Source organism: Anabaena sp. FACHB-595 (assembly GCF_048568275.1).
Taxonomy (GTDB): Bacteria; Cyanobacteriota; Cyanobacteriia; order Cyanobacteriales; family Nostocaceae; genus Trichormus.
On record NZ_CP183473.1, the window covers coordinates 2,613,133 to 2,638,278 of the forward strand.

Genomic DNA, 25,146 nt, shown 5'->3' on the forward strand with positions numbered 1-25,146 from the left:
GATTTTTCTCTAGAATCTGCTGGGGATGATGTCAAAAACAAATTAATATCATCCCACAAGCATTTTATCTTTAAACTTGTCACAAAGAGCGTAATGGGAAATCAGCTATGTCGTCTAAATAAGCCATTTTTAATCATGGCTATTTCCTTACTTTTAATTACTGCTTGTTATCAACCTGTTATCCAAAAACCTCATATTTCCCAACAGCATCCTGTGGAGTGTCGAGTTATTAAGCATGAATTAGGTGAAACCTGTGTCCCACTTAAACCACGGCGCATTATTGCATTAGACCCAGAAAACACACTCGATCCCCTGGTAGCTCTCGGTATCAAACCGATTGGTTTTGGGTCTTATACGCACAAAGGAGAAGAATCTCTTCATGGCGTATCATTAGATGAAGTGAAAGGAGCTACGAATGTTGGAAATGCTTATCAGCCTTCATTAGAAAAAATTTTGATGCTCAAACCCGACTTAATTTTATCGACAAATGCACATCAATATAAGTTATTAACAGCGATCGCTCCTACTGTTCCTGTACCCTACCCAAATTATACAATGCTAGTTGATCAGGCTTTCTTTAAAGAAAACCTGCGATATGTTGCTAAAATAGTTGGTAAGGAAGCAAAAGCAGAGGAAGTTTTAAATCAATACCAGATAAGAATTGAAGAATTAAAAAAACGTATAGGAAATCATCTGGAACAAGTAGAAATTTCCGTATTGTTTCATACTGGTGGTTATATATGGACAACCATTAAAGGTATTCAGCCAATTTCCCCAATTCTAACTGATATAGGGATACGTCATAAATTTGCACTTCCTGGTAATGGTGGGTGGAATCTCAGTATTGAAAAAATCGGTGAGTACGATTCAGATATTCTGTTTATAGTTGATGTTGACCGCAGAGGAGCAAGTTTTTATTTCCAAAATCCCATATTTAGCAGTCTGAAAGCATTCAAAAACAATCGAGTTTATTTTGTGGACAAAGTAGGATGGTATACGCTAGGTATATCAGGAGCTAATAAGACATTGGATGACTTGTTTAAATATTTGCCATACCAGTGAAAAAAGTAAACATTTACATCGCTTTTAGCTTTCCTAGAGTTCTTAAAAGCTACGAAAACCTCTTGATTTTGAATGCGATCGCCAATCTTGTCACAGTGTAACCCATCACCCCAACTGGATAAACACCTTGTGCGACATATCGATGAAAGCTAGAAAATGTGCGTTAATTTACAGCTTAGTGTTAGCGATCCCTGCTTAAGAATTAGCATCCAACCCCGACAACCAAGCATCTAAATCAGCCATGCTGGTAAAATCAAGCAACGCCTCACCGAGATTTTCCAATTGTTCCAACGAAAGGGATTCAACCTGCGATCGCACTTCCTGCGGTAACATCCCTACACGTCGATTTAATTGACGCAAAACGAGCGATTTTTCTCCTTCTTCCCTTCCTTCCTCCCTTCCTTCTTCCCTTCCTTCTTCCCTTCCTTCTTCCTTGATTTCGCGGTAAACCCGTGTTTCTTTGAGTGTAATTCCTAACATCTCTTCGACCTCCCGTCGGCTTTTACCTTCAAATTTATAAACCATGATTGTCGTCAATAAATCTATGATGGCACGATTTTCTGGTTGAGGTACTTCCTGTTGACTTCTTGCTAGTAAGTATCTTGCTTCTTCGGTTGCACGATTTTCTTCCAGGGTAGTCAACACCATCAACCCAACCCACACAGGTAAAGAACGAATATCTCCTAACTCATCTAAATATATCCGATGTACCTGGGGGCTATTAAGTTGACTCAGGTAAGGACTAATATCAGTTTGTTCTAAGCTGTGGGATGGGTAAATGATGACGATTTGTAAATTGCTAAACCTGTCACGGTTGCGATAAAAGTACAGATAGGTTTCTGCAAACACCCTTTCGTATAGTCTTTCATCCCGTTGAAACTGCACCTCACAGAAGTAAACAACCCCAGGATTTTGATTTTGTGGAGGTAAAAATACACCGTCAATTTCAAATTTAGGCTCTTTAACAGCTACCGAATCAAATATATATTCATCTGCATTACTTGGTGGATTTGTCAATAACTCAAATAACAAACTGGGAGATTGTTGAAATAGTTTATAAAATATCGAATCTCGACGCATGGAAGATTGGCTTAAACCTGGGGGCATTTTAGCAGCAAATAGATGTTTAGCGATACGCGTTAGCTTCGCTACACTGCGTAAACGCGCAGCGTGTCCATTGGCAAAGCCGCCAAAAAAGGGCTAGGACTTAGCGTCAAGCCTCCGGCTTATGCACACCAAGCAACAGAGTCGCCTAACTAACTTTCCTTATTAATTGCGAAATAGTATCATTAAGTTGAACTACTTCAGCAGTAATCATGGCACTATGGCGATCGCACTCACACAACGCGAGGAAGAGGAACTTTGGGATGAAGCAGAACAAACTAGTCTGCAACCTTCATCTATAGAACCATTTGAATTTTACGTGGAAATGCCGAGTTTTTTGGGAAGTGGCTATCATAAAGAAATTGAATTGCATCCCGAACTTTATCTGATAATTATTGATTGTGAGTACCGCGATGACTATGTACTCAAACGTCCAGCTTCAAATCATCCCTTGCAATTTGGTGTATTCCTCTCAGGAATAATTAAAGATGACGATAGTAGCTGGATTGGGGAAAGAAATGCGGTTATTTCTGGGGCTGGAATTCAACGGGAGATGAAGGTAAAACACTTTCAATCTCCCCGGATATTGGGGATTAACATTGAGATGTCCCCTGATTTATTAGCAACTTTTTTCCCTGGAAAAGATGGAGGGATTCCCCCAGAATTAAAATTATTGGCAAAGGAGGATGATTGGCAAACCTTAGTTTATCCAGAAATGACTCCAGCCGTAAGATTTTTGACACAACAAATATTTAATTGTCCCTATCAAGGAATCACAAAACGAATTTATTTACAAGCGAAGGTGCTGGAGTTAATTGCTTTACAGGTATCTCCTCTCCTTACTGGTGAAGGATTTTCCCAACCATTACCATTAAAATCAGATACCATTGCCAGGATTCACCATGCCAAACAAATCCTTCTTTCTCGCTTAGAAAATCCTCCGTTGTTGATAGAATTAGCTGGGTTGGTGGGGGTAAGCGATCGCACTTTACGCAGAGGTTTTCGAGAATTATTTGGCACAACTGTATTCGGTTATCTTACTCAAATGCGGATGGAGAAAGCCGAACAGTTGTTGCGCGGAACTAATACGAATGTTGCCGAAGTTGCCAATTTAGTCGGTTATAGCCATCTTGGTCACTTTGCAGCAGCCTTTAAAAGAAAGTATGGCATTACACCAAGTCAATGTTTGTTGGGTAAAAAGTCCGTTTCGGGACTGTGATGCCGTTTGGGGATAGACTCATAGATTGGCATTTCCTTACACTATTTGCTGTGACTGTTAGAACTTTTATGCAATAAGCTGGCTGGATGGGACAGGCTTGCTGACTTTTATGTAAGGTTGCAAATCTGAAATTTTCCGGTTGGGTATGATGTGTGAGGATATCAATGAAGCTAGATAGGTTGTGCCAAAGCCTGTTGTTAACCAGTGCGATCGCTATTTTAATCCCAAGTCCCGCCCAAGGTGAGGAAGTTGAAACAGAAATTCGACAAGCCAAGCAAAATATTTCCCAACTGAGCGAAATTGAACTTCCTCCAACTAACGCTCGAATGTTGGTACAGACACCAACCAATCCCTCTACTCTCCAAGGCGATATTATACCTATAATGGGTGTGAAAGCTAATCCCACAGAGAAAGGTGTAGAAGTAATTTTAGAGACAGCCGCAGGGGATAAACTGCAAATCACAAATCGCAGTGAAGATAATAATTTTGTTGCAGATGTTTCTGGTGGGCAGTTGCGTTTACCCAATGGGGATGCTTTCACATTTAAGTCGGAAAAACCCATCGAGGGAATTACGGAAATTACAGTTACAAACATTGATGTGAATACCGTGCGGGTAACGGTAGTTGGGGAGAAAGCGTTACCTGCGGTTGAGTTATTTGATGATGATATGGGGTTGATTTTTGCAGTAGCATCTACAGCCACATCTGCACAAACGCCGGAAACACCAACCGAAGAACAGCCAGCAACAGAGAAACCTGAAGAACAACGCGCAGCCCAGCAGGATGACCCGATTGAGTTGGTGGTGACGGGGGAACGGGATAGTTATCGTGTACCGAATGCCAGTACGGCGACGCGGACAGATACACCATTGCGGGATATTCCCCAATCGATTCAAGTTGTGCCGCAGGAAGTATTGCGCGATCGCAATGCCCAAACTGTGTTTGAGGCAGTAGAAACCGTTAGTGGTGTTCTTGACGGTTCTAACAACTATGGCGCACCCGGTGGAACCAACATTATTAGAGGATTTATCTCATTTGACTCAGGAAGTTTACGCAACGGCTTTCGAGATTATGATTACTACTCCGTGTCATCTATCGGGACAATTGAACAAGTAGAAGTGCTAAAAGGGCCAGCCTCAGTTCTATTCAGCGCGCAGGAACCAGGTGGTGTTATAAATACTGTTACTAAGAAACCCCTCAGTACACCCTATTATAATGTCGCATTTCAAGCAGGTAATTATGGATTTTATCAACCAAGTATTGACTTATCAGGCCCATTAACAACAGATGGAAATGCGTTGTACAGACTTATCACCAGCCATCGAGGTACTGGAAGTTATATAGATTTTGTTAATTCCAATACAACCACAATTGCACCCTCCATTACCTTAAAATTCGGAGAACGGACAGACCTAAATTTATCTTATGAGTACGTTAGATATTTTGCAGATAATCCAATATTTGAAGTTCCGCTACTTACCGATGGTAGCTTACCACCTCGAAATTTTTATTCTGCCTATCCTGATTTAGTCTTATCTGATATCACAACCAACAGAATTGCTCTAAATCTGAACCACGAATTCAGTGAAAACTGGAAACTTCGCAATAATCTGGCAATAGTTCTGAATCAAAGAACTTTGGCTCTTGCGTTGGTTTTATGGTGGAGCATTAAAATCACAGTTTTATAGAAAGGCTCAAAAACTTAAAACCCAGTCACAGCAATGAATGCAGGCTATCTTTGGGTTTTATTTATTATTCTGTTCCATAAAATGAACTGAAGAGCCAGAACTTTAAACCGAACCATTTTTAACACCCTCATTGATGACCGCATTTTGACAGACTCATTTGCTTAAGAATCTACTTCTTATGCAAATAACTACCTTGGACAAATAGACTTACTAGGAAACTTAAAAACTGGCTCAATTTCACACCAACTGTTAGCAGGCTTTGATGTCAACTACTTTGAGACTGAGTATCAAGCTTTTATTTTCAAAATCCCATGTTTAGCAGTCTAAAAGTAGTCAAAAACAATCGAGCTTATGTTGTCAGTCAAGAAAATTGGCGAGGGTTCGGTATGTCAGGAGTTAATAAAATATTGGATGACCTGTTTAAATACTTGCCCGAAGGTGGATAACATCAATAATTAATCGATTATGAAGAAAGCTGAGATGAAAATATAGCTGATTTATAACGTTAGCCTTCCCATTTCTGCGCGAATTGCCCAACAAACTCCCCATGTTCAGGCGAATTTAATCGATTCCTTCGAGCAGTTCTGCTTTTTTAATGTGGGGTGCAGCCGCATACCGTCGTTCAAATTCCGAGCGAGTCAGGTGATCGCCATTTTCCAGAGTGCCATTCGTTCTTGTAGGATGCGTTAGTCCAGCGTACCACATCACCCAATCCGTCCCCAACATCAACTGGATAAACACCTTGTGCGAAATACCGATGAAAACTAGAAACTCTGCGTTAGCGTACAGCTTAGTGCGATCGCCTACTAAATCCCCCGAAGTGGGAGCGATCGCACTCTTAAGAATTACCATCCAACCCCGACAACCAAGCATCTAAATCAGCCATACTGGTAAAATCAAGCAAAGCCTCACCGAGATTTTCCAATTGTTCCAACGAAAGGGATTTAACTTGCGATCTAACTTAATAGATTATTGGCGATCGCAAATCCTGAGTATAGACGGCAATTATGCTTTCATTGCAGTTCTACCATTTGGCACAAGTATAGTTATTTAGGATATTTCCATCTTTACTCAGTAGGATATTATTACCTATTTGAGCATTTGCCGTAATAATTCGGTCAAAAGGATCGCGAGTCCAATTAATTGCCAAAGACATACTAATAATTTGGTTAAAGCTTTTATTGCATATCTGCAATTCAATCTGCTCAGATAGTTCAGCAATAATCGTATCTGGTTGATGTGTAATGCGTTTTATTTCGTATAAATATTGTAACTCTAATCGAACAATTGCTGATATATAAATTTCATTATCATTAATTAAACTTTTAGCCAATTCACTTAATTTATCTGTCAAACCAGAATAAAGCCATACGACGACATGAGTATCAAGGTAAATCAATATTAATCTCCTGCTCCCAACTTATATTAACTAAATCATCGGGATTTCCTTGAATCACATCTGGCTTAAAAATCAAGTTTTTAAGTTTATCGGTTTTTTCCACAGGAACTATTTTAAATAGCTTACCATTTTTATTAATTTCTATGGGAATACCTGTTTCTACTACCTCATCTAATAGATGCTCAATATTATTACTCAATTCTGTTAATGTCACCTTTTTCATGGAGTTTCTTTGTGTGTTTAGTTTATTATCAGGTATCGCATAATACGGTCAGCATCAGATGAACGACTGATCGCCATTAGTGTACTATCCTAATTATATAACCGATAAAAACTAGAAAATCTGCGTTAGCGTACAGGTTCGTGTTAGATATCGCCCAGTCTCATAACTCTCCCTGCGATCGCTCGCGTAGAGGTATCGCTGCTTAATTACCATCCAATTCCGACAACCAAGCATCTAAATCAGCCATGCTGGTAAAATCAAGCAACGCTTCACCGAGATTTTCCAATTGTTCCAACGAAAGGGATTCAACTTGTTGACGCACTTGCTGCGGTAATTCCCCTACACGTCGATTTAGTAAACGGAAAATGAGCGATCGCGCTTCTACCTCACGTCCTTCTTCCTTAATTTCCCGGTAAACCCGTGTTTCTTTGAGTGTAATTCCCAACATTTCCTCTACCTCCCTTTGGCTTTTCCCTTCAAACTTATAAACCATGATTGTCGTCAATAAATCTATGATGGCACGATTCTCTGGTTGAGGTACTTCCTGCTGACTCCTCTCTAGTAAATACCTAGCTTCTTCAGTTGCTTGTTCCTCATCAATTGTAGTTAACACCATCAACGCAACCCACACAGGTAATTGGCGAATCTCTCCCAATTCATCTAAATATATTCGATGCACCTGTGGGCTATTAAGTTGACTGATGTAAGGAGTGATATCACTTTGTTCTAAGCTGCGGGATGGGTAAATGATCACAATTTGCAAATTACTAAATCTATCCCGGTTACGATAGAAATATAACCAAGATTCTGCAAATACTCTTTCATATAGTCTTTCGTCCTTTTGAAACTGCACCTCACAGAAATACACCACACCCGGACTTTGATTTTGTGGAGGCAGAAATACACCGTCAATTTCAAATTTTGGTTCTTTAACAGCTACCGAATCAAAAATATATTCATCCGCATTAGTTGGCGGGTTTGTCAATAGCTCAAATAACAAACTAGGGGATTGTTGAAATAATTTATAAAATATAGAATCTCGACGCATGGAATATTTGCTTAAACCCTGGGAAGAATTTTAGCAGTGATAGATGTTTGCGTAGCGGTTTTTTTAGAGCGATCGCCTGGAAAATTTATTTTCTTCTTGATCGATTGCACGGTAAATTATTGAGAAATAATATTATTAATTACGGAGTGCGATCGCCATGACATTTTCAGAGCCAGTTTACTGGGACGTGGATCAGAAAGCTTATCGTGGCTTTGAAATGATGTATCAACAATCTGGGTCTGAAACAGTATCTAGATTACCAGAGTATATGGGAACAGGAGGCGATCGCGTTACTCAGCTACGCAACGGATTGGTTGTTTGCATTAGGGAAGCTCAACTGTGGCAACCTTTAAGATTAAAACAACAACATCAGTCTTCATTTCCGCTTACGGCAAAGTTTTATCTATCTAGTGGTTCTAGGGTAATTACCCCTGGTGCTGTGCATATCCCAGATGACTATGAAGAAACTACTGGTTGTAACTACATTTACCACCTGCCCAACATCTTAGAATACGAGGAATGGCGGGCAAAAGAAAAAATTCAAATGGTGATGATCTGTGCAGACATCAATTATTTTCAATCCTTCACCTCTGATAATGAATTTCTGCCAGAACCCCTGCGGCGATTGATTGAATTAGATTCATCCGCGCAGTTTCATCAATCTTTAGGCAAAAACACTCCAGCCATCCAACAGATTCTTCAGCAAATCCTCCATTGCCCCTATCAGGGAATCACTCGACAAATGTATCTTGAAGGCAAAGCTCTGGAAATACTGACCTTACAATTTACCAATTGGAAAGAAACTTCTCATCACTCCGTTTCGCTAAAGTTACGCAAAGATGATATCGAGCGGCTATATGCAGCGCAAGAGATTTTGATTCGGACGATGAACAATCCCCCATCCCTGCTGGGGTTAGCCCGACAGGTAGGAATCAACGAGCGTAAACTAAAACAGGGATTTCGCCAAGTCTTTGGTACAACAGTTTTCGGCTACCTACAGGACTATCGGTTGCAGCAAGCCCAAAAATTGCTCAAAAAACGGGAGATGTCAATTGCTAGCGTTGCCACAGCTATAGGTTATACCAATCCAGAAGCCTTCAGTGTGGCATTTCGGCGTAAATTTGCAGTCAGTCCCAAAGCCTATCAATTGGGTAAAAATCGATAAAGTCCGTTTCACAAAGAAAAAAGTTCGTTTCACAAAGAAATCTTAGATATTAAATCCGTATAATTTTTTTTACTCACTTTTGCAAAAAATTATTAACTATCAGCTAACTAACCTGATCATGGTTGCGTAGCAAGGATGTATTGGTAAATGAGTATGAAAATCGCTATTTTCCTGGCTGGGGCGTTAGCTCTGGTCGCTATTCAACCTGTCTGGGCAGAAAGTATCAACCAGATGGAAGTGGAGGAACAAAAATCACTTACCGCCTCTGTTAAGAAAAGGCTGAGGACTGTTAAAGAGAAAGAATGGCTGGCGCAGGCAAATACAGCAGTTATCCAGGTAACTGGCGTGAAAGCCAATCCTACTGACAAAGGTGTAGAGATACTTCTAGAAACTTCCCAAGGAGAAAAACTACAAATTACAAATCGTAGTGCAGGTAATAGCTATATCACTGATATTTCTAATGCACAACTACGTTTACCGAGTGGAGAATCCTTCACATTCCGCTCCGATAAACCAATTGCAGGTATTACTGAGATTACCGTCACAAATCAAGATGCTAATACTATCCGAGTCAGCATAGTTGGGGAAACCATCTTACCAACTGCCGAGTTGTTTGATAGTGATGAGGGATTAATTTTTGGTCTGACATCTGTGACAGCTTCATTACCACCCCAACAGCCAGAAACTCAGTCAGAACAGCCATCACCAGCAGCAGAAGAGCCAATTGAATTGGTGGTGACAGGGGAAAAAGATGGCTATCAAGTTCCTAATACTGCAACCGTTACACGAACGAATACGCCCATTATCGATATACCCCAGTCTATTCAAGTTGTTCCCCGTCAGGTACTCGAAGACCAACAAATTACCCGCGTTGATGATGCACTCCGCAATGTTCCTGGTGTACTTGGTAGTACCAACGCTTTTATCGGTAATCAAATCACAATTCGTGGTTTTAGCACTTCTAACCTGCCGATTTTAAGAGATGGCTTTAGGATATACGAAAACTTCTCGTTTCAAGAAACATCAAATTTAGAGCGTATTGAAGTTTTAAAAGGCCCAGCTTCGGTGCAGTATGGTCAACTAGACCCAGGTGGGGTAATTAACCTAGTTACTAAAAAACCACTATCAGAACCGTTTTACGAAATTCAGGCTCAATTTGGTAGTTATGGACTGATAAGACCCAGTTTTGATGTTTCCGGGCCGTTGACTGACGATGGTAAATTGCTTTATCGACTGAACGCAACTTATCAACGGGAGGAAGGGTTTCGGGACTTTAATACAGAAACAGAAAGGTTTTTTATTGCCCCTAGCTTGACATGGAAGATTAGCGATCGCACTAACGTAGACTTTTCCCTAGAATATCTCGATAGTACACGACCATTTGATACAAGTTTAGTAGCTTTTGGTAGGAGTGTGGCTGATGTTCCTTATAGTCGCGTTTTTAATGACCCTGATGACTTTATTGATACAAAATCTTTCAGTATCGCCTACAACTTAGAACATCGCTTCAGCGATAACTGGACTCTACGCAATAGTTTCCGATATCTGCAACAAGATTTATTTACCCAAGCCACCCTGGCTGGTTCCCTCAATGAAACTACAGGGATTCTCACTCGCACCTATGCCCAACGCGAGTATAAATCAGATGATTACTCACTGCAAACAAATGTTGTCGGTAAGTTTACTACAGGTTCTATCAAACATACACTGCTAGCTGGCGTTGATTTTAATCGGGGTCTTCTCGATGATTTAGTCTTCAGAGGTACACGAACGACATTAAATATATTCAATCCAGTTTATGGAGTCCCTCCTAGAACAGATTTTTCCACATTACCGCCAGCTACTCCATTTAAGAACGAAACAACTAGGCTAGGATTTTATCTGCAAGACCAAATTGCATTGAATAACCAATTTACTGTATTGGCTGGTTTACGCTACGATACTGTTGATTTTAAAGATACTTTCACAGATGAAAGTAAATACGATAGTGCCTGGAGTCCAGTAATTGGTTTGGTTTATAAACCAGTGGAAAATCTTTCTATTTACACCAGCTATTCCCGGTCATTTGTACCAAGTTTTTCCAGAGATGCTAACGGCGATTTTCTGCAACCGGAACGTGGCGCAGGATACGAAGTAGGTATCAAAGCAGAATTACTTCAAGGCAATCTTTTTGCGACATTAGCTTACTTCGATATTACCAAACAGAATGTATCCACAGCTGATCCTGACGTTTTGGGAGCATCCGTAGCCACTGGTGAACAGCGCAGTCGTGGTATTGAACTCAGCGCAGTTGGCACAATTGCACCAGGATGGAATATTATTGCTGGCTACGCTTACACTGATGCTGAAATTAGCAAAGATAACACTATAGCTGTGGGCAATCGCTTACCAGGAACTCCCAAACACAGTGCGAATCTTTGGACAACCTACGAAATTCAAAAGGGTAGTTTACAAGGCTTAGGTTTTGGACTTGGCGTTAATTATGTTGGTAAACGGTTCGGCAACTTTCAAAATGATTTTGAGGTGGATAGTTATTTTCTCACCAATGCTGCTCTATTTTATCGCCAAAATAACTGGCGAGTTGGACTGAATTTCAACAACATTTTTGACATTAATTATATTAGTAGTGCTGCCACATTGACCAGAACTCGCTCTATTGAACCAGGGCAACCATTTACTGTAGTTGGCTCAATTTCGTTGGAATTTTAGGGCAGTGTTGATGATGCTTAAAAGCTTGAGGGTTAACCGCATATTAAAGCTTTTGTTGCTGGCTATTTTCAGCAGTTTCATGATTATAGCCTGTGGCGATCGCCTGACTCAATATACTGTCAGCCAAAAAATCTCCCCCTCCACTGAATGCCAAGTTATTCAACATCAAGTGGGGGAAACTCAGGTATGTGGTCAACCTCAAAAAATTGTGGCACTGGGCCCGAATGTATTAGAAATTTTACTTGCTCTTGATGTACAACCAGTTGGTTTTGCAGATCATGTGCCATTACATCAAGGCAATTACGACAATCCTAGTCAGCAAATTCCTTATTTGGGAGAGAGGGTAACTGGTGAGTTAATTAATTTAGGTCTTGCTTATACTCCTTCTATTGAGGCGTTACTCAAAATCAAACCCGACTTAATTATCGGGAATGAATTGAATAGAAGTCAGTATGAAATGCTCTCAAAAATTGCTCCGACACTGCTATTTCCAAGATTTGATGCTCAACCTAATTTACTAGCAATTTCTAAAATATTGGGACGCTCTGAAAAAGCCAAAAAAATATTAGCTGACAGCGATCAGCGATTAGCTATTGCTCAGAAAGCATTATCTGATATTGTGGCAAATCATCCTCAAGTATTAATGCTAGTGTCTCTTGGTCAGTCAATTTCCGAACAATTGCGTTTTCCCCGCCGTGATAGTTTCTGTGATTCTCTGGTGACAAATTTGGGATTTAAATTGATGTCTCCTTCAAGTTTAGTTCCCGCAGATAAGAGTGTTCCACCACCACTTTCTATAGAAACATTACCCCAATTCAATAGTGCAGATTCAATCATCTTACTGGGAGCAAACTTTAGCCAGGTTCAACTCAGTGATGATAAATACTTTGAACCTCAGATGCAAAAACTCAAGCAGCAGTGGTCAGAAAATGCGATCGCTCAATCTCTGACAGCGAGTAAGGAGGGTCGAGTATATTTCATCCCGGCCTATCTCTGTCTAGGATTACCTGGGCCTATTGGTACAGAACTTTACCTTCAGGAACTGCAAAAACAACTACTCTCCCCACAAGGAAAATGACAACTCAAAAACTCTTATCCGATTGTCAATTTTGCTCTGTTGTTTCCAAAAATAACGGTGAAGACCCTATTGGTACAGCGAATACCAGCGATAATTGGTTAGTTTTAGAAGCCGCACTACCCTGGACAGAAGAACACTTGCACAGCGATCGCATTCTCAGCCAGATTCACGATTTATTTCATGAATTAGAAAATCGCCACATCCCAGTTATACCAATTGCGATCGCACCTGATCGGGAATATTCTGTACCAGGATATGTCCGCGCCTTACACTACAAACGCCCTACAAAAAGCTTTGCTGAGTTTGAAAAGCAGGAATTTCTGATTCCTGAAAGCCAAATCGGTCAGTTTACGTCGGGTTTCTTAGAATACCCCAATGACCTAGATCAATTTCAAACATACCAACAGCCTAAAAATCACATCCGTGAAATCATGGTTTGTACCCACGGAAATGTCGATGTTGCTTGTTCTCGGTTTGGCTATCCTATCTATCAAAATTTACGCCAGAACTATGCAGCAAAATCTGCTGGACAGTTAAGAGTTTGGCGATGTTCTCACATTGGCGGTCATCAATTCGCACCGACTTTGTTTGATCTACCCACAGGACAGTTTTGGGGACATATTGAACCAGAGATTTTAGATGTCTTAGTTTGGCGTAACAGTCCAGTCAAACAACTGCGTCAATTTTATCGGGGTTGGTCGGGAATGACAAAATTTGAGCAAATAGTTGAGCGCGAGATTTGGATGCAACATGGCTGGGAATGGCTTCAATACCAAAAATCCGGTCAAGTATTAGCAAAAGATACAACTAATGATGAATGGAATGCAGATTGGGCAGAAGTTCGTATTGATTTCACCTCTCCAGATAACAGCATCCAAGGTAGTTATTTAGCAAGAGTTGAAGCTTGCTCTCAGGTAATGACTGTTTTTAATTCTGGTAAAGAGCAACCTTTGGAAACTGTAAAACAGTATCGCGTCAGTCAATTGACTCAGCAACTCATTAATATATAGCCCCAATTACCCATATTTACCGTGCGTATTTTCATGATTCTCTGGTGCGGTCAGATCGTCTCTGCGATCGGTAGTGCCATGACTCGCTTTGCTCTGACTATTTGGGTTTGGCAATTAACTGGAGAGGTAACAACCATAGCCTTATTCAGTTTCTTTTACCAACTTCCACTTATCTTTGTTTCCCTATTTGCTGGCGTTATCGTAGACCGTTATAACCGCAAGTATCTAATAATTTTGGGTGATACCAGCGCCATTTTATGTACCATCATTATTGGACTACTCTATGGCACTAACTCTTTACAAATTTGGCATCTTTACGCTTTAATTGCCATTTCCGGTTGTTTTGGACATATCCAAAATCTTGCCTATTCTGCCTCTATTCCCCTCATCGTGCCGAAACAGCATTATACTCGCGCTAGTAGTATGGCTTCCTTGATTGAACACGCTTCAGCAATTATTGCCCCAGCCTTAGCGGGTATTCTCTATCCACTAATTGGTTTATTGGGGATTACTTTTATTGATATTGTTACCTTTACTGTTGCCGCAGTTACGGCTTTTCTCGTATCCATCCCCCAACCGCAACAGACAGAAACTACTAACCAAGCAAGTGAAACCTTATGGCAAAAGTTAGCTTTTGGGTTTAAATACATCCTCTCACGACCTAGTTTACTGGCTATGGCGATCGCCTTTTCCTGTTTTTGGTTTGCCCACCAAATAGCAGAGACTATATTTCAGCCGATGATTCTCGCCCGTACAGGTGGTAACACCGAGATTCTAGGTGTGGTGATGACGGCGGCTGGTGTGGGTGGCGTGGTTGGCGGTTCATTTTTAAGTATTTGGGGCGGATTTAAGCGGCGAACTCACGGAATGCTGCTTGGTTTTATTGGTACTGGTTTGAGTAAAATTGCCTTAGGCATAGGTCAAATACCCTTAATTTTGATTGGTACTAGCTTTTGTTCTGCTTTCAACCTACCCCTATTATTTAGTTCCAATAGTGCCATCTGGTATGCCAAAGTAGAGCCAAATATCCAAGGGCGGGTTTTTGCGGCTGACCATACAATTGGCATGATTATTGGTACAATTGCCAGTTTAACTGCTGGGCCACTAGCTGACAGAGTGTTTGAACCAGCCATGAAACCAGGAGAACTTTTAGCATTTATTTTTAGCCCTGTCTTTGGGATTGGTGCTGGTAGTGGTATGGCTCTTTTATATGTAATTACCGCTATTTTTATTGTATTAGTTGGTATAAGTGGCTATGCCTTCCCAACTCTGCGAAATGTGGAAGATATCTTACCTGACCATGATGTGGCGATTAATAAAGGTGATTAACAAGCTATATCACAAGCTATATCAAAGGATGATGGAGCGATCGCATCATCCATACACTTAATTAATGATAGGACTTACGCATCCCGGTTATCTGTTGAGACTGGGTGTAAGGGGGTAAGGGTATAGGGGTGTCAATGTTTAAAACTCTTACACCCCTCTCCAAACCCTTGATTTTTCGTTTTCATGCGTAAGTCCTAAATGATATAGATTCCTTATTGCTGATATCCTCATGATTGTTGTAAATTAACTATTAACACTTTCATAGTTAAGAATAACTCGCAATTTCTTACTAAAATTGCCGTTAAAGCATGACAAATATCCTGACGGAAGAGCAAATCAATCAAATTGAACAGGAAACTTTAGAAAATTTAGAGGTATCTTATAATACTAAAGGTTTTGACCAAATTCAGAGAGTCCGCAACAGCTTATGTGATACTTGTTGCCAAGTAGTTGAATTCCGTCCAGGATTAATTCTAGAAATTTTTGATGATTATTACTACCAGCAAGTTAGTAGTAAAGTTGATCACTATGGTGGTTACGTACTAACAGCTAAATTTTATTTATCAGGTAATCATCATGTAATTTGTCCAGGGATTCCAGGAGTTACAGAAAATTATCAAGAAACAGTAGGGAATAATTACCTATTCTACTTACCTGATATTGAAGAAATAGAACAATATTTTGCAGGCGATCGCATCTATCTAATTAAAATTTGTATAGACATAGATTTCTTTAAATCCTTCATCGATGGACTAGAGCATCTACCAAAACTGTTACAGCCTTTTTTAGAAAGTGACTTTCCATCGCTATTTCACCTTCCAGTCGGTAAGATTACCCTACCTATGCAGACAGCATTACAGCAAATGCTCAATGTACCCTATCAAGGGATGATACAAAAAATGTATCTTGAAGGCAAGGTATTAGAATTGCTAGCTTTGCAGTTTGCTCAACTGATAGAAACCGAGGGAGATAAACAACCCCTCATTAATCTCAAAACGGGTGATGTTGAGAAAATTTATCATGCCAAGGATATTTTAACCAAAAACTATGATCATCCTCCCTCATTAATTGACTTAGCGAAAAAAGTTGGTATTAATGACAACAAACTAAAGTACGGTTTTCGTGAAGTATTCGGAACTACAGTATTTGGATATTTGCGTGACTATCGCCTAGACATAGCGCGAAAGTTGCTACAAGAACAAAAGCAGAATGTGAGGACTGTAGTCAACACAGTTGGTTATGCCAATCAAAGCCACTTCGCCGCCGCATTTAAGCGTAAGTTTGGTATTACTCCCCAAGATTGTCGGTTAGGTCGATTTTTAGAAAAGTGTTAGAGGTTGTTTGAAAAGTGGTTAAGGAAAAATCACCGAAGAGGCAGAGGGGAAGGGGGCAGGGAGCAGGGGGAACAAGCCCTTCTCCTCTGCGCGGAGCGTACCACTTCGTGGAAGCAAGCTACGCGTAGCGTCTCGTAGGCCCCGCCCATAAGCGGGCGTTTTTACTGGGGCTGAGTACAAGCTCTGTCTCAGTTTTCTCCCTTGCTCCCTGCTCCCCATTTTCTTAACGTGAGTTCGATAAATTTGGAAGAACCCCCTCTCCAAACCTCTCCCCGACGCGGGGAGAGGCTTAAAACCCTGATTATTTGGTACTCACTGATAGATTTTCAGCCCCTTCCCTTGTAGGGAAGGGGTTGGGGTTAGGTTCCGTCGAATTCACGTTTTCTTAAGTATTTCTTCGAGAGTTTCAAAATTAAATCGCATGAAAAATTCCGAATTACCACCAATCTCGACTGTATCTCTCGTCAAAGGTGATATTTACAGACACAAAGAGACATGGCACAGATGAATGGCACAATGATGCAATACTTCCACTGGTACATCCCTAACGATGGGAACTTGTGGAGTAAAGTTGAGGCTTCAGCACCAGAATTAGCAGATGCAGGTTTTACAGCCATGTGGCTACCACCAGCCTACAAGGGCTTTGCTGGGTCGTTTGATGTGGGATATGGTGTTTACGACTTATTTGATTTAGGTGAGTTTGATCAAAAAGGCTCGGTGCGGACGAAATATGGTACACGTCAGCAGTATCTTGATGCGGTTAAATCTCTGCAAACCCATGGTCTACAAGTTTATGCTGATGCGGTACTAAATCATAAGATGGGTGGTGATGCAGTAGAAACACCAAAAGCCACTCCTTTTCCTCAAGACGATCGCCTGAATCCTAAAGGTGGGTTACAAGATATTAAGACCTACACTCATTATAATTTCCCTGGACGGCAAGGCAAATATTCTAACTTTGAGTGGCATTGGTGGCATTTTGATGCTGTTGATTATAACGAATATAACAGTGGCGATCGCAGCACAGTTTACTTATTAGAAGGTAAAAACTTTGACGACTACGTAGCCTTAGAAAAAGGCAACTTTGCCTATTTGATGGGTTGTGATCTGGATTTTCAAAATGAGTGGGTGCGCGGTGAAGTTACTTACTGGGGTAAGTGGTGTCTTGACACTACAAAAGTAGATGGTTTCCGCATCGATGCTATTAAACATATTTCCACATGGTTCTTTCCTGAATGGATAGATGCACTAGAACGCCATGCTGGTAAAGATTTATTTATGGTAGGAGAGTATTGGTATAACGATATTAATACTCTGCTTTGGTATGTTGATGCTGTTCGTGGCAAAATGTCAGTTTTTGACGTACCACTACATTACAACTTCCATCAAGCCAGCAAATCTGGAGGCAATTATGATATGCGCCGGATTTTGGATGGCACAATGATGCAACAACGTCCTACCCATGCTGTGACATTTGTCGAAAATCATGATTCTCAGCCTTTGCAAGCTTTGGAATCTGTCGTTGAACCTTGGTTTAAACCCTTAGCTTACGCCATTATTTTGTTACGACAAGAAGGCTATCCTTGTGTCTTTCATGCTGACTACTACGGTGCAGAGTATGAAGACTGGGGGAAAGATGGCAATCGTTACAATATTTTTATGCCGTCCCACCGTTGGATAATTGATAAGTTACTTTATGCACGTAAACATTATGCTTATGGGCCACAATACAATTATTTAGACCATTGGAATACTATTGGTTGGACACGCTTAGGTGATGCAGATCATCCTCAAGGAATGGCTGTGATTATGAGTGATGGTTCAGAAGGTATTAAATGGATGGAAGTTGGTAAACCCAATACTAAGTTTATTGACTTAACTGAACATATCAAAGAAGCTGTATATACCAATGAATGGGGCTGGGGTGAATTTCGTTGTCTAGGCGGTTCAGTATCTGTTTGGGTGCAAGCGTAAAATATTTAGAACCCCAACCTCGCAATGCTGCTATGCGGTCGCACCCATTTTAAACACTTGTGGTAAATCCACTATTGCCTCATCTTCTCTAAAGATTAACTCCAAAAAAGTTTATGAACACTGAGCAAGACAATGGAAATCCGATTAAAGAAGCTATAGAATCCCCGCTCATAAAACTAAAAACTAAGAAAAAGAGCGCGAAAAAGATCAAAAAACTCAAGCTAAAAAAACACACGACTGAAGGTGAAGGAAGTTCTAAAATATCCAATCGGTTCTACGAAAAAGAAATAGCCAAACTGCAATTAGAACTGGTCAAAATGCAATATTGGGTAAAGTTTACAGGTGCGCGCATCGTCATTATTTTTGAAGGACGGGATGCCGCAGGTAAGGGGGGTACGATTAAACGCATTGCCGAGCCGTTAAATCCGCGTGGCTGCCGTATCGTCGCTTTAGGCACGCCCAGCGATCGTGAAAAGACCCAATGGTACTTCCAACGCTATGTAACCCATCTGCCAGCTGCGGGTGAAATTGTTTTGTTTGACCGCAGTTGGTATAATCGTGCTGGGGTAGAAAATGTGATGGGCTTTTGCACAGAAGAACAGTACAAGCATTTCATGCAAGATTGTCCAGAATTTGAACGGATGTTGGTGCGTGAGGGCATCATTTTATTGAAGTATTGGTTTTCTGTTAGCGATGATGAGCAAGAACGGCGCTTTCAATCGAGAACCACTGATCCAGCTCGGCGGTGGAAACTCAGTCCGATGGATCTCGAATCGCGCGATCGCTGGGTGGAATACTCTAAAGCCAAGGATCTCATGTTTGCCCATACCAATATTCCCGAAGCACCCTGGTTCACCGTCGAAGCAGACGACAAAAAACGCGCTCGCCTGAATTGTGTTCACCACATCCTCAGCAAGATTCCCTATGTGGATATGACTCCACAACCCCTGGAACTGTCTCCCCGGAAGTCTGCCGATAGCTATGTCAGACCACCTCTAAATGAACAGTTCTTTGTACCACAGATTTATTAGGTAGTCGTTTTTTGGTGTCGATTCACTTTCTCAAGTCCATGCCCAGATGCTGCGGCATGGAACAGGTTATTATCTGGCGAATCGACGAGGGATTGATACCCGAACAATTCAGAGTTATTTGGGGCATAAATCAGGTATAGATACCCGCAATGGATTGGTTGCCAGAGAGCCTGCTTGAAATGCACTTTCATATAGCAATTATTAAACCAATTTGCAATAGCCTGCGGCTACTCCTGCGGAGAACTCGCAGAGTAGGCTAACGCCAATGCAATTCGCAATCAGAGCGCTAGTTGTTGCAACTTAAATCTGCGAACTTTGCATGACTACAGTTCCAGTGGGACGAGAGACATTGGGGTTGGCCTCCAGTGTGACAATTAACCCAGAAAATTGTGGGTGAGAAAACTCTTGGTACATTTGAGGAGTGAATGGTAATTCAAGGGAAGCATTTCCCCAAGAATAGGGCTTGACTTCACCACAGGGTAACTTCTCATTCTTCACTATTGTCCATAAAAAGTAGACATAACCAGGAGGTGGGGCGGGAAGATTTTGGAACACCATTACCGCTTTTTGTTGTTCAGGATTGATTACTATACTTCCTGAACTGTTACTGGTAGAGCTGACTGATTCAAAGGTATACAATCGCGTTTGGGAATTCTGGAGTAGGCTTTTAACCGCTTGGGCTTGGGCAAAATCCTGCTGTAAACGCTGGTTTTCTGCTGTGACAATACTTAGATTTTGTCGTAGCCGATAGTAATCGACCCCCAAAAGTAACACAAATAGTGCAGCAATACTACCAGCAATTCTTCTCCATCGCAGTGGCATTTGCTTAACTACAGTAGCCCGTGTAGTTGAGTTTTCAGCTTGTTCTAGAATTTTGGGGAGTAAATGGGCTGGTGCTTCTACCTCAGTGAAGCCATCTAGCACTTGTCGCAGAACTTCCTGCAAATCATCAACTTCGGCAATCAGTTCTGGATGTTCATCAAGTAACAGCCGAAATTCTTGGGCTTCTTCAGGGGTGAGATCATCGACGACAAACCCCGCAGCTAAGTTTTTGATATGTTCGGGATCAAAAGATTTATTCATAGATTGACAAATCAGAATCTAGTAAGATGCGCTTAAGTTTGAGTAATCCTTGGCGGGTAGAGGTTTTGACTGTACCTAGAGGGATATCAATTTGTTTGGCAATTTCTGACTGACTTAATCCTTGGTGATAAGCTAGTTCGATTACTTGGCGTTGTTTTTCGGGTAGTTGGGCTAAAGCGTTGTGAATGCGCCCCGATCGCTCGGCAAAACTCGCCTGTTCAACAGGTGTTGGCTCTGGTGCGGCTTCATTTGTCATGGTTTGTCCCCACTTTTCCACAAGTTTGAGTTGTCTAGTGCGAGCGCGAATTTTGTCGATGGCACGCGATCGCGTTATTGTCACCAAATAGCGCACAAAAAAGCGACAATCAGGATTACTGGATGCTTTGCGCCACAGTGTGAGAAAAATTTCCTGGGTTAAGTCTTCTGCTTCTTGGGAATCAGCCAGAATTTTCAAAGCCAATCCATAAACTAAGCGACCATGACGATTGAATAAAACACTTAATGCCGCCGAATCGCCATTTTTGAGTCCCACAAATAAAGCTTCATCCGTCACATCGGTAAGCCCTGTTAAAGTCGACTGGGATTGTTTAGGCTCCATGCGATTTTTAACCCATATCTAAACTAATACAGTCGCCAGTTTTGCATACTTTTTCTGTCATCACCTCGCTCCACAACGTACATAGAGATATGTTTGCTTAAAAAAGCCGTCTATATAATATGACGACTGAGGGAGGCGATCGGATTTAGTGTTAGATGGGGATATTTGGATGGGGAGGGGGATGTAGGTTATAATTCGTCAGGCGGTGTCGTCACCATTTGCAGATTTTGGCATCGACTTAATTAATGCCCTGAGTACCTTATTAACAGATTCTGGCGTTGTAAAAACTTCAGCAACATCTTCATCTAAAACCACAACTTTTAATAGTTGCTTTCCACCATGAGTTGCAAAACGATTTGGCTTTGCCTTTTTATAATCAAAGTGGTACTCACCTAGAAGCTCATCATTTGCATTTTGTGACTCTTCAAAAGGCGTTTTGCTCATAGTCTTCACGCTCTCTTCGAGTGGCTAAACGGGCGCTGATAATACGAATGGCGTTAGGGCGTTCTGTGAACGAAATTATTAGCAAGCGATTGTTTTGAGAATGCCCAATAATAATCTCTCGCTTCTCACCCACTGAGTGAGCTTCATCATCAAAAATCACTGCTAGCACATTATCGAAGACAGTCTTGGCTTCTTCAAAGCTGACACTGTGCTTCTTGAGGTTAGTAGCTGCTTTTGACTCATCCCACTCAAATTCCATGTCATCATCATAAGCGATCGCCTTTCATCACACACACTTTTATTTATCAAGGTTACGTCCGGTGGGAGCGATCGCTTTTCTCAAAGATGTTTAACGACAAAGTTGTGCGGCAGCAGATAAACTCGAACACCAACCGACAAACTTTGTACCGTCCGCACCAACGTATTGTTAGCTGGCTTACCCCACAGATAGCCTTCAAGTACGATTAGAGGATTCAAGGCTGAAAACGAAGGTGTTGAAGAGCGCGCACCTGAGCAATGGTTTCAAAGTCACGATCATTATGGATCAAAAGCAAATTATTTTCCAGTGCTACTTGAGCAATACAGCAATCGATTGGACTACGAACGATAAGCCCTTGGCGGCGCAAGTCAAAATAGATGCGGGCTGCTGCTTGCCAAGACTGAACTGTGAGTTCAACGTAATTTTGTGTTTCGAGGTAAGTAGAAAGGAGAGTCCATTCTTGCTCGTTTAGGCTGCCTTGAAGTAATTCAAGCTGAGTGAATCGGGTGAGTAAAACTTCACGCTCGGCGATCAGAGTTTCAAGTTGTTGGCGAACTTGATCACTGCGATCGCGAAACACGCCAATCCAGACCGATGTATCAATCAGCAGCATGACGAGTTTCACGCAGGGCTTTATGGTCAAAGTCAGGAGCGAACTGAATTTGCCCCGCGAGGTCGAGGAGATTTTTTTTGCGGCGCGATCGCACGAGTTCTTGCAGAGCAAAGTTCACCAGTTCCTCTTGGCTGGCAAGGTTGGTCAGTTGGCTGGCTTCGTTAAGCAGAGACTCGTCAAGGTTAAGAATGATTTGCATGGAATGGGAATGCGAAGTAAGCACAATTATTCTTTTTACATCTTAACCTTATGGACAACCTACCTCAATTCACGTATTGGTTAACTGGCTTTTTACCGTAGTTTTAAGCTACTTTCTTTGACGCAAAGCCCTTTCAAATCGCTCTGCTAAGACAACAGTCATAAATGGCTCCATAAATCCTCCAAAGAATGGAATTGAACGCATCATAGCTAACGAGACAAGCGTTGGATCAACAGACTTGCTAAGAACTCCTAAAATTGCACTTTCGGCGGCTTTACGAGTATATGAGCGACAGATAACATTCGCATTTTTCATATACACCTCAATTAGATCGGATGTATTATTTACAGAAATTAGCTCAAGGTAAACACGGTCACCTGGATTCAATAGCTCAATGCTCAAATCAAGTTCGCTATTCTGACGCTGTAACTCACTAATTTTTCCAAAGCCGACTTCAGGTTCAGTCTTTATGCTGTAGCCAACGATCTTGGCATTATTATCAAGTCGTACCAAAACTGGTTGATTTCCAACTGCTTGGTTTCCAGAATTGAAAACTTCGAGATTGAACAGAAAAACAGATGTTGTTTGTTCTCCTGCATATTTCACTTCTAATTTACTCCGAATCGTATCTGAAAATGTTAACAGCGAAGATGCGTCATTGATGACACAATCAATTCGTCTAACTCGGCTTGTTTTTTGCCAGATGAATATGGACGCTGCTGCTGTTATTGCTGCTCCAACAACTCCACCAATAATTGCAGCAATCGTAGGGTTCTCATACCAATTCATCTATTGCATTACTCCTCATCACGTGAACATAAATTTCCAGCTAACGGCTAAAGTGAGCGGCAGTAGATGTGACCGAAACGAAGACGATGACTCTATACTATCCGCTCCACTGTTTTGTTAGCCCACGCTGAGTCATTATTGCTATGCTTCTGAGATTGATCGATTTCCATTAAAAATACTCCTTCGCACTTAATTGCAACTTCTTCATACAAAACAATGAATCCTCTAATTACATTCACTATTCCATTAGGGGACTTCACAAAAGTTAGGACGGTGTTTCATAATCTTTGCTACAACTTACAAACCATTCTTAGCCGATTTAATATCCAACAGGTTAATTCTGTCTATCTTGCTTTCATGTATAATAATGTGCAATTTTGCTGGATATTTAAACCGCATCTCACTAATTCTAAACGTCCAAAGCATTATCTTCAACAAGTCTTCATCACTGATGTTTTTGTGTTCTTTGATGCGTGTTATTCCTGAACCAAATATAGGAACTGAGACGCTCTTTTGTGCGTACACCCTATTAACCTTATCCCAAAATCTAATTAAAAAACCGAGATAATCTGGCATTGTCAACCAAGCTCTATTTTGCTCATCAAACTTTGAGAATGCAGTCAAAAGATATTCGTTGTAAACACAGACAGTGCCAATACTATATCGTTTCTTCTTACCAAATCTTCTAGCTGTATTTTCATCTAAAGTTTCATCATCATCGAACGAATAGTTCTCTATGTATTTGTCTAATTCGGATACAGGAATGTCAAGATGCTTGGCAATGAAAATTCCATTGAGCGACTGTTGAGAAATTATCTTGTCATCGACCTGAGTATCAAAATACTCATTAAATGCAATGACTTTGAATCCAGGCTGCTTAAAAATGTTACCTTTCTTTACGGATACAATGCTTCCCTCAACATCTAGATTGACTTCTTCTAAGTAATTGGATTTAAGCCACAGAAAAGCATATATAATAAGTAGTATTGCTGCAAAAATGATGCCAAGTGTTAGTTTTACCTCTTTAGGTATCTCAACAAATATCAGTAGAAGAGAAAGCCCTACACTTATCCATGATGTAAATTCTAGGAATTGTTTGATAATTCTATTATCAAGCAAATTAACTTTGACCAAAGCCTCCTCCTAAACTTCAATTTTCTTGTTTTTTACCAAAGGCTGTCATACCAACGGTTAAGACATTGTTATCGATAAAGATACACATCTGGTGTTGTTTTCGTGTTTGTCATGAAGTCATTATTTTTCAGCGACTCAGTAATAAGATATTTATTCATCGGGACATGTAAAGTTGGAACTTTATTCATTGATTCCCTTAGTATCGGTAGCTTATTCCATAAATTCTTAATCTCGTCTTTTAAAGAGCCGTTATGCAAGAGGCTTTCCTTGGTATCGTAGTCGGGGTAGATCACAATTACCGGAAGTCCAAGTGAATTTATTCCGTAATCTATTTCCTCTTTTAGGGCGCGAGAATTTACTGTCCTTTCGCTGAGGAATAGGATCACGTTCTTTGAGTTTCTAAGACGTTCTCGGAGCCTTGGCTTCAAGGTTAACTCCCAGTCACTGCCATCTCGAACGCTGTAAGTTTTACTATGAGAGTCGTTGAAGGGAAAGGATGAGTCACTTCCTTTCCAAGTTCTCAGCAAATTGTAGTAAACAAAGTCCTTGGTTGCGTATGCGCCTAAAGCACTTTCATTAAATGGTTCAGCAACGTAGAAAGCACAGTAATTTCCGTTTTTGTATGACATTCTTTCCTCAATACTGCCTTTGTCA

Annotated in this window: 26 protein-coding genes and 1 pseudogene; 12 read left to right on the forward strand and 15 right to left on the reverse strand. The window is 40.9% G+C overall.

Annotated features, from left to right (window positions below; genetic code table 11):
- The first annotated feature begins 93 nt into the window (after window positions 1–93).
- Window positions 94–1,062 carry an iron-siderophore ABC transporter substrate-binding protein gene (locus ACN222_RS10845; RefSeq protein WP_010996334.1) on the forward strand — a complete coding sequence of 323 codons (969 nt, stop codon included), beginning with the start codon at window positions 94–96 and terminating at the stop codon, window positions 1,060–1,062.
- Window positions 1,063–1,257: 195 nt separating this feature from the next.
- Here ACN222_RS10845 and ACN222_RS10850 read toward each other — a convergent pair whose 3' ends face one another.
- Complete coding sequence (locus ACN222_RS10850; protein ID WP_010996335.1) at window positions 1,258–2,142, reverse strand: Rpn family recombination-promoting nuclease/putative transposase; 885 nt, start codon at window positions 2,140–2,142, stop codon at window positions 1,258–1,260.
- Between the two features lie 244 nt (window positions 2,143–2,386).
- Here ACN222_RS10850 and ACN222_RS10855 point away from each other — a divergent pair, with 244 nt between their 5' ends.
- Window positions 2,387–3,385 carry a helix-turn-helix transcriptional regulator gene (locus ACN222_RS10855; protein WP_010996336.1) on the forward strand — a complete coding sequence of 333 codons (999 nt, stop codon included), beginning with the start codon at window positions 2,387–2,389 and terminating at the stop codon, window positions 3,383–3,385.
- 164 nt (window positions 3,386–3,549) lie between these two features.
- Window positions 3,550–5,073 (forward strand): TonB-dependent receptor plug domain-containing protein, encoded by a 1,524-nt coding sequence (locus ACN222_RS10860; protein ID WP_049942423.1) that lies wholly within the window; start codon window positions 3,550–3,552, stop codon window positions 5,071–5,073.
- Window positions 5,074–5,634: 561 nt separating this feature from the next.
- On the opposite strand, the gene ACN222_RS10865 is transcribed toward ACN222_RS10860, so the two are convergent.
- From ACN222_RS10865 to ACN222_RS10885, 5 genes and pseudogenes are all read right to left on the reverse strand, one after another.
- Window positions 5,635–5,925 carry a hypothetical protein gene (locus tag ACN222_RS10865; RefSeq protein WP_084789087.1) on the reverse strand — a complete coding sequence of 97 codons (291 nt, stop codon included), beginning with the start codon at window positions 5,923–5,925 and terminating at the stop codon, window positions 5,635–5,637.
- Window positions 5,912–6,034: pseudogene (locus tag ACN222_RS10870) on the reverse strand (DUF4351 domain-containing protein); the annotation flags it as partial. The gene ACN222_RS10865 and the pseudogene ACN222_RS10870, both read right to left, overlap by 14 nt.
- Before the next feature lie 63 nt (window positions 6,035–6,097).
- Complete coding sequence (locus ACN222_RS10875; RefSeq protein WP_231865534.1) at window positions 6,098–6,427, reverse strand: type II toxin-antitoxin system VapC family toxin; 330 nt, start codon at window positions 6,425–6,427, stop codon at window positions 6,098–6,100.
- Between the two features lie 31 nt (window positions 6,428–6,458).
- Window positions 6,459–6,695 (reverse strand): type II toxin-antitoxin system Phd/YefM family antitoxin, encoded by a 237-nt coding sequence (locus ACN222_RS10880; RefSeq protein WP_010996340.1) that lies wholly within the window; start codon window positions 6,693–6,695, stop codon window positions 6,459–6,461.
- A gap of 202 nt (window positions 6,696–6,897) precedes the next feature.
- The gene (locus ACN222_RS10885; protein WP_010996341.1) at window positions 6,898–7,743 is read right to left on the reverse strand and encodes a DUF2887 domain-containing protein; all 846 of its coding nucleotides are present in this window, start codon (window positions 7,741–7,743) and stop codon (window positions 6,898–6,900) included.
- Between the two features lie 157 nt (window positions 7,744–7,900).
- On the opposite strand from ACN222_RS10885, the gene ACN222_RS10890 reads away from it, so the two are divergent.
- From ACN222_RS10890 to ppk2, 8 genes are all read left to right on the forward strand, one after another.
- Window positions 7,901–8,908 carry a helix-turn-helix transcriptional regulator gene (locus ACN222_RS10890; protein WP_010996342.1) on the forward strand — a complete coding sequence of 336 codons (1,008 nt, stop codon included), beginning with the start codon at window positions 7,901–7,903 and terminating at the stop codon, window positions 8,906–8,908.
- A 147-nt stretch (window positions 8,909–9,055) separates the two neighbouring features.
- Window positions 9,056–11,617, forward strand: a complete 2,562-nt coding sequence (locus tag ACN222_RS10895) for a TonB-dependent receptor (RefSeq protein ID WP_010996343.1) — start codon at window positions 9,056–9,058, stop codon at window positions 11,615–11,617.
- Window positions 11,618–11,627: 10 nt separating this feature from the next.
- Window positions 11,628–12,695: an iron-siderophore ABC transporter substrate-binding protein gene (locus ACN222_RS10900; protein WP_199315701.1), complete on the forward strand. Its 1,068-nt coding sequence runs from the start codon at window positions 11,628–11,630 to the stop codon at window positions 12,693–12,695.
- Window positions 12,692–13,705: a sucrase ferredoxin gene (locus tag ACN222_RS10905; RefSeq protein ID WP_010996345.1), complete on the forward strand. Its 1,014-nt coding sequence runs from the start codon at window positions 12,692–12,694 to the stop codon at window positions 13,703–13,705. The genes ACN222_RS10900 and ACN222_RS10905 overlap by 4 nt, the downstream gene beginning before the upstream one ends.
- Before the next feature lie 21 nt (window positions 13,706–13,726).
- Complete coding sequence (locus tag ACN222_RS10910; RefSeq protein ID WP_010996346.1) at window positions 13,727–15,034, forward strand: MFS transporter; 1,308 nt, start codon at window positions 13,727–13,729, stop codon at window positions 15,032–15,034.
- Window positions 15,035–15,342: 308 nt separating this feature from the next.
- A complete protein-coding gene (locus ACN222_RS10915; protein ID WP_010996347.1) occupies window positions 15,343–16,368 on the forward strand; it encodes a helix-turn-helix transcriptional regulator in 1,026 nt (341 codons plus the stop codon).
- A gap of 495 nt (window positions 16,369–16,863) precedes the next feature.
- The gene (locus ACN222_RS10920) at window positions 16,864–18,342 is read left to right on the forward strand and encodes an alpha-amylase (RefSeq protein ID WP_010996348.1); all 1,479 of its coding nucleotides are present in this window, start codon (window positions 16,864–16,866) and stop codon (window positions 18,340–18,342) included.
- 113 nt (window positions 18,343–18,455) lie between these two features.
- Window positions 18,456–19,373: a polyphosphate kinase 2 gene (gene ppk2 / locus ACN222_RS10925; RefSeq protein ID WP_010996349.1), complete on the forward strand. Its 918-nt coding sequence runs from the start codon at window positions 18,456–18,458 to the stop codon at window positions 19,371–19,373.
- 300 nt (window positions 19,374–19,673) lie between these two features.
- Here the strand turns inward: ppk2 and ACN222_RS10930 are convergent, their stop codons facing one another.
- The 4 genes from ACN222_RS10930 to ACN222_RS10945 all read right to left on the reverse strand — a co-directional run bounded on the left by ACN222_RS10930 (window position 19,674) and on the right by ACN222_RS10945 (window position 21,757).
- The gene (locus tag ACN222_RS10930) at window positions 19,674–20,456 is read right to left on the reverse strand and encodes an anti-sigma factor (RefSeq protein WP_010996350.1); all 783 of its coding nucleotides are present in this window, start codon (window positions 20,454–20,456) and stop codon (window positions 19,674–19,676) included.
- Complete coding sequence (locus tag ACN222_RS10935) at window positions 20,449–21,054, reverse strand: sigma-70 family RNA polymerase sigma factor (RefSeq protein WP_010996351.1); 606 nt, start codon at window positions 21,052–21,054, stop codon at window positions 20,449–20,451. The genes ACN222_RS10930 and ACN222_RS10935 overlap by 8 nt, the downstream gene beginning before the upstream one ends.
- A gap of 198 nt (window positions 21,055–21,252) precedes the next feature.
- Window positions 21,253–21,498 (reverse strand): hypothetical protein, encoded by a 246-nt coding sequence (locus tag ACN222_RS10940; protein ID WP_010996352.1) that lies wholly within the window; start codon window positions 21,496–21,498, stop codon window positions 21,253–21,255.
- A complete protein-coding gene (locus ACN222_RS10945) occupies window positions 21,479–21,757 on the reverse strand; it encodes a BrnT family toxin (protein WP_010996353.1) in 279 nt (92 codons plus the stop codon). The genes ACN222_RS10940 and ACN222_RS10945 overlap by 20 nt, the downstream gene beginning before the upstream one ends.
- Between ACN222_RS10945 and ACN222_RS10950 the strand changes: the two genes are divergently transcribed.
- Window positions 21,733–21,966: a hypothetical protein gene (locus ACN222_RS10950; RefSeq protein WP_126987080.1), complete on the forward strand. Its 234-nt coding sequence runs from the start codon at window positions 21,733–21,735 to the stop codon at window positions 21,964–21,966. The two genes, ACN222_RS10945 and ACN222_RS10950, sit on opposite strands and share 25 nt — an antisense overlap.
- Window positions 21,967–21,971: 5 nt before the next feature.
- Here the strand turns inward: ACN222_RS10950 and ACN222_RS10955 are convergent, their stop codons facing one another.
- From ACN222_RS10955 to ACN222_RS10975, 5 genes are all read right to left on the reverse strand, one after another.
- Window positions 21,972–22,370, reverse strand: coding sequence for a PIN domain nuclease (locus ACN222_RS10955; protein ID WP_010996354.1), 399 nt, complete (start codon window positions 22,368–22,370; stop codon window positions 21,972–21,974).
- The gene (locus ACN222_RS10960; protein ID WP_044521272.1) at window positions 22,357–22,569 is read right to left on the reverse strand and encodes a type II toxin-antitoxin system VapB family antitoxin; all 213 of its coding nucleotides are present in this window, start codon (window positions 22,567–22,569) and stop codon (window positions 22,357–22,359) included. The genes ACN222_RS10955 and ACN222_RS10960 overlap by 14 nt, the downstream gene beginning before the upstream one ends.
- Before the next feature lie 108 nt (window positions 22,570–22,677).
- Window positions 22,678–23,358, reverse strand: coding sequence for a hypothetical protein (locus ACN222_RS10965; RefSeq protein WP_010996356.1), 681 nt, complete (start codon window positions 23,356–23,358; stop codon window positions 22,678–22,680).
- A 297-nt stretch (window positions 23,359–23,655) separates the two neighbouring features.
- Window positions 23,656–24,492: a macro domain-containing protein gene (locus tag ACN222_RS10970; RefSeq protein ID WP_096637138.1), complete on the reverse strand. Its 837-nt coding sequence runs from the start codon at window positions 24,490–24,492 to the stop codon at window positions 23,656–23,658.
- Window positions 24,493–24,560: 68 nt separating this feature from the next.
- Window positions 24,561–25,121: a TIR domain-containing protein gene (locus ACN222_RS10975; RefSeq protein ID WP_010996358.1), complete on the reverse strand. Its 561-nt coding sequence runs from the start codon at window positions 25,119–25,121 to the stop codon at window positions 24,561–24,563.
- Window positions 25,122–25,146: the final 25 nt, after the last annotated feature.